Source organism: Roseisolibacter sp. H3M3-2, from assembly GCF_029211165.1.
In the GTDB taxonomy this organism is placed as follows: Bacteria; Gemmatimonadota; Gemmatimonadetes; order Gemmatimonadales; family Gemmatimonadaceae; genus Roseisolibacter.
The window spans coordinates 1-4,314 of sequence record NZ_JARGEK010000382.1; the positions used below are offsets into that span (position 1 = coordinate 1).

General features: G+C 75.1%; 5 protein-coding genes and 1 pseudogene. 5 read left to right on the forward strand and 1 reads right to left on the reverse strand.

The annotated features are described in order from the left end of the window. The 4 genes from PYV61_RS21490 to PYV61_RS21505 form a co-directional block, all read left to right on the forward strand. Nucleotides 1-463, forward strand: a 463-nt coding sequence (locus PYV61_RS21490) for an HlyD family efflux transporter periplasmic adaptor subunit (RefSeq protein WP_275835508.1), incomplete at its 5' end; no start/stop codon positions are given. Continuing rightward, a complete protein-coding gene (locus PYV61_RS21495) occupies nt 460-1,200 on the forward strand; it encodes an ABC transporter ATP-binding protein (RefSeq protein WP_275835510.1) in 741 nt (246 codons plus the stop codon). The genes PYV61_RS21490 and PYV61_RS21495, both read left to right, overlap by 4 nt. After that, nucleotides 1,197-2,345 (forward strand): ABC transporter permease, encoded by a 1,149-nt coding sequence (locus PYV61_RS21500; protein ID WP_275835512.1) that lies wholly within the window; start codon nt 1,197-1,199, stop codon nt 2,343-2,345. Before PYV61_RS21495 ends, PYV61_RS21500 begins: the two co-directional genes overlap by 4 nt. A gap of 36 nt (nt 2,346-2,381) precedes the next feature. Next, on the forward strand, nt 2,382-2,816 hold the full coding sequence (locus PYV61_RS21505; RefSeq protein WP_275835514.1) for an OsmC family peroxiredoxin: 435 nt from the start codon (nt 2,382-2,384) through the stop codon (nt 2,814-2,816). Between the two features lie 23 nt (nt 2,817-2,839). Here the strand turns inward: PYV61_RS21505 and PYV61_RS21510 are convergent, their stop codons facing one another. Next, nucleotides 2,840-3,937: a mechanosensitive ion channel family protein gene (locus PYV61_RS21510; RefSeq protein ID WP_275835516.1), complete on the reverse strand. Its 1,098-nt coding sequence runs from the start codon at nt 3,935-3,937 to the stop codon at nt 2,840-2,842. 172 nt (nt 3,938-4,109) lie between these two features. Between PYV61_RS21510 and PYV61_RS21515 the strand changes: the two are divergent. After that, nucleotides 4,110-4,314, forward strand: a pseudogene (locus tag PYV61_RS21515) (hypothetical protein); the annotation flags it as partial.

Below are 4,314 nucleotides of genomic sequence, written 5' to 3' on the forward strand. Positions count from 1 at the left end.
GACCGCCGCCCGCGTCCGCGCCGCCGGCGCCGAGCTGGCGGGCGCCCGGGCCGCCGCGTCGGGCGTCGAGGCGACGGCGCGCGACCTCACCCTCCTCGCCCCCGTCGACGGCACGGTCCTGGTCCGCGCCGCCGAGCCGGGCGAGGTGCTGGCCGCCGGCGTCCCCGCGCTGACGCTCGGCGAGCCGCGGCGGCCGTGGGTGCGGGTGTACGTCGCGGAGGGCGCGCTCGCCCGCGTGCGCCTGGGCGCGGCGACGTCGCTCGCCGCCGACGGGCTCGCGCGCGCGGTGCCGGGGCGCGTGGTGGCGATCCGCGACCGCGCCGAGTTCACGCCGCGCGCGGCGCTCACCGAGGAGGAGCGGGCCGACCTCGTGTTCGGGGTGAAGGTCGCCATCGCTGACACGTCGGGGGCGCTCAAGGCCGGCATGCCGGTGACGGTCACGATCGCGCCGGCGGCGCCGTGACCGGGGCCGCGGTCGAGACGCGCGGGCTGCGGCGCGCCTTCGGGGCGCTGGTGGCGGTGGCGGGGCTCGACCTCACGGTGCGCCGCGGCGAGGTGTTCGGCCTCCTCGGCCCCAACGGCTCGGGGAAGACGACGACGATCCGCATGCTGTGCGGGCTGCTCGCGCCGAGCGCGGGGACGGCGACGGTGGTCGGCCACGACGTCGTGCGCGAGCCGGAGGCGGTGAAGCGGGCCATCGGCTACATGTCGCAGAAGTTCGGGCTGTACGACGACCTGACCGTCGCCGAGAACCTCGACTTCTACGCCAGCGTGTACGGGCTGCGCGGCGCGGCGCGCGCGGCGCGGGTGGCGGAGCTGCTCGACGGGCTGGGGCTCGCCGCGCGCGCGGGGCAGCTGGCGGGGACGCTGAGCGGCGGGTGGAAGCAGCGCCTCGCCCTCGCCTGCGCGACCGCACACCGCCCGCGGCTCCTCTTCCTCGACGAGCCGACGGCGGGGGTGGACCCGGCGGCGCGGCGGCGCTTCTGGGCCGCGATCCGCGCGCTGGCCGCCGAGGGGACGACCGTGCTGGTGACGACGCACTACATGGACGAGGCGGCGCGCTGCGACCGGCTGGCGTTCATGGCGCGCGGGGCGCTGATCGCGGTCGGGACGAGCGCGGAGATCACCGCGCAGTTCGGGCTGCCGACGGTGGAGGACGTGTTCGTGCACCTGCAGGAGACCGAGGCGGTGGGGGCGTGAGCGTCGCGTCCGGCCCGCTCGCGCGCCTGCGCGCCTCGGCGTTCTGGCCGATGCTGCGCAAGGAGTTCGTGCAGATGCGGCGCGACCGGCTGACGCTGGGGATGATGGTCGTGCTCCCGGCGCTGCAGCTGGCGCTGTTCGGCTACGCGATCCGCACCGAGGTGCGCCACCTCCCGACCGTGGTGCTCGACGAGTCGCGCACGCAGCAGAGCCGCGCGCTGGTCGAGGCGCTGGCCGAGAGCGGGACGTTCGACGTGACGCGCGCCGCCGCCAGCCGGGCCGACGTGGCGGCGGCGATCGGGGCGGGGGAGGCGCGGGCGGCGATCGTGGTGCCGCCCGACTACGCGCGCGCGCTGAAGCGCGGGCGCCCGGCGCGCGTGCAGGTCCTCGTCGACGCCGCCGAGCCGTCGGGGTCGAGCGCGGCGATCGCGGCGGCGGCGCAGGTGGGCGCGGCGCACGGCGCCGAGCTGGCGGCAGAGCGCGCGGGGCGCCCCGCGGCGTGGACGCTCGACGTGCGCGTGCGGCCGTGGTACAACCCCGGGCTGCGCAGCGCGGTCTACATCGCGCCGGGGCTGGTGGGGGTGCTCCTGTCGCTGACGATGCTGCTCATCATGAGCATGGCGATCGTGCGCGAGCGCGAGCGCGGCACGCTGGAGCAGCTGATCGTGACGCCGATCGGGAAGGGGAGCCTGATGCTCGGCAAGGTCGCCCCGTTCGTCGTCGTCGGCTACGTGCAGATGTCGGTCGTCCTGCTGCTCGGCCGCCTCCTGTTCGGCGTGCCGGCGCGCGGGTCGCTGCCGCTGCTCTACGCGCTCACGTTCGGCTTCATCCTCGCCAACCTCGGGCTGGGGCTGCTGGTGTCGACGCTGGCGCGGACGCAGGCGCAGGCGATGCAGGTCGGCTTCTTCTTCCTGCTCCCGAACATCCTGCTGTCGGGCTTCATGTTCCCGCGCGAGGCGATGCCGGCGGCGGCGCGGTGGGTCGGGCTGGCGCTCCCGCTGACCTACTACCTGCGCGTGCTGCGCGGCGTGCTGCTGCGCGGGGTCGGGCTCGCCTCCCTGTGGCGCGAGGCCGTCGTCCTGCTAGTGTTCGCGGTCGCGATCCTCGCCGTCAGCGTGCGGCGGTTCAGCAAGACGCTGGACTGAGGCGCTGGCCCAGACCACCAACAGGAGAGTTCGACGATGCCCACGCGTCACGCCTCGGCCACCTGGACCGGCGACCTGCGCAGCGGGAAGGGGGAGTTTGCCGGGGAGAGCGGCGCCATCACCGGGGCCTACTCGTTCGGCACGCGCTTCGGCGACGTGTCCGGGACGAACCCCGAGGAGCTGCTGGCCGCCGCCGACGCGGCCTGCTTCAGCATGGCGCTCAGTCTCGCGCTCACGCAGGCCGGCATGACGCCGGAGAAGATCGAGACCAAGGCCGCCTGCACGATCGAGAAGGTCGGCGACGGCTTCAAGATCACGCGCATGAAGCTCGACTGCACCGCCCGCGTCCCCGGCGCCGACCGCGACGCGTTCAAGGACGTCGCCGAGGCCACCAAGAGCAGCTGCCCGGTGTCGACGGCGCTGATGGGGAACGTCGAGATCGAGCTGGACGCGAAGCTCGACGAGTCCTGAGTCGGCGCGGCGTGTAGGCGACGTCAGGCGACGGCCGCGGCCGTCGCCTCCGTCTCCGCGTCGGGGCCCCCCTTCACGACCACCGACCGCGTCGGCACCGCCAGCCGGACCCCGGCGGCCGACAGCCGGCGGAGCAGCGCGAGGTTGATGCGCTGCTGGATCTCGACGTGCACGGCGTGGTTCGCGTCGAGCACGAAGTACACCGCCTCGACCGCCAGCGCCTGGTCGGTGATGGCCGCGAAGTGCACGCGGTCGAGCCGCACCGGCGAGTTCTCGAGGATCGTCTCGCGCACCAGCGGCGGCACCCGCTCGATCGCGTCGGGGGGCGTCTCGAGCGGGAAGAGCAGGGTGAAGGCGACGCGGCGCTCGGTCTGCCGCTGGTAGTTGCGGATGCGCGCCTTCAGCAGCTCGGCGTTCGCCACGATGATCTGCTCGCCGGTGAGCGAGCGGATGCGCGTCGTCTTGAGCCCGATCTCCTCGACCGTCCCCTGGAACGCGTCGACGACGATGTAGTCGCCGATCACGAACGGCTTGTCGAGCGCGATCGACAGCGACGCCAGGACGTCGCCGAGGACGTTCTGCACCGCCAGCGCGACCGCCACGCCGGCGATGCCGAGGCCGGTGATGAGCGCGGTCACGTCGACGCCGAACGACTGCAGCGCCAGCAGGAAGAGCAGCGCCCACAGGACCACGCGCGCGACGACGGCGATGACGTTGAGGGTCGTCAGGCTCGCCCGGTCGCTCGCCTGCCGCTCGCGCGTCATGCGCAGCAGCCAGAAGGCGATGGCGCCGGTCCCCCAGCTGGCCAGCTGCACCAGCGCGACCACGGTCGCCAGCTTCTCGATCAGCGTGCGGCGCGACTCGGGGATCTCGAGCGCCAGCGACGCGGCGACCAGCGCCAGCGCGAACAGGAACGACTTGCGCGTGCGCCGCAGCCCGTCGAGGAACACGTCGTCGGCCATCGTCGACGAGGCGGGCGCGGTGCGCTCGAGGCGGCGGACGAGCAGCCGGCGGACGACGACGAGCGCCGCGAACACGCCGGCGAGGATGCCGGCGGCGGCGGCCCAGGCGGCGAGCGGGTTGCCGAGGAACTCGCGGGCGAGGATGTCGCGGAAGGTCATGCGGGACGGGTCGGCGCGGTCGCGCGGGCACGCGGTCGCGCGTCGCGCCGAGCGGCGCCGCGTCGCGCGCGTGGTGGCCTGCGGGGGCCCCGGCCGGATGCTGGTGGCGCAGCGCGGCCGTCGTCCCCGCGGTGGGGACGGGGCGGCTGCACCCCGTCACCCGGAGGCCCAGATGTCAGGGAGAGATAGCGGACCGACCCCCGCCCGAACACCGGCGCGCACCGCCGCGCTCGCGAACGCCGCCCTCGCGCTGCACGCGGCGCCGCTCGGCGCGTGCACGCCCGACCGGCTCACCCCGCCCCCGGCGACCGCGCGACGCGTGGCGCCCCCGCCGTCGGCGGCAAGTCGGATCGTAGCCATGTCGTTCTGTGAGCCAA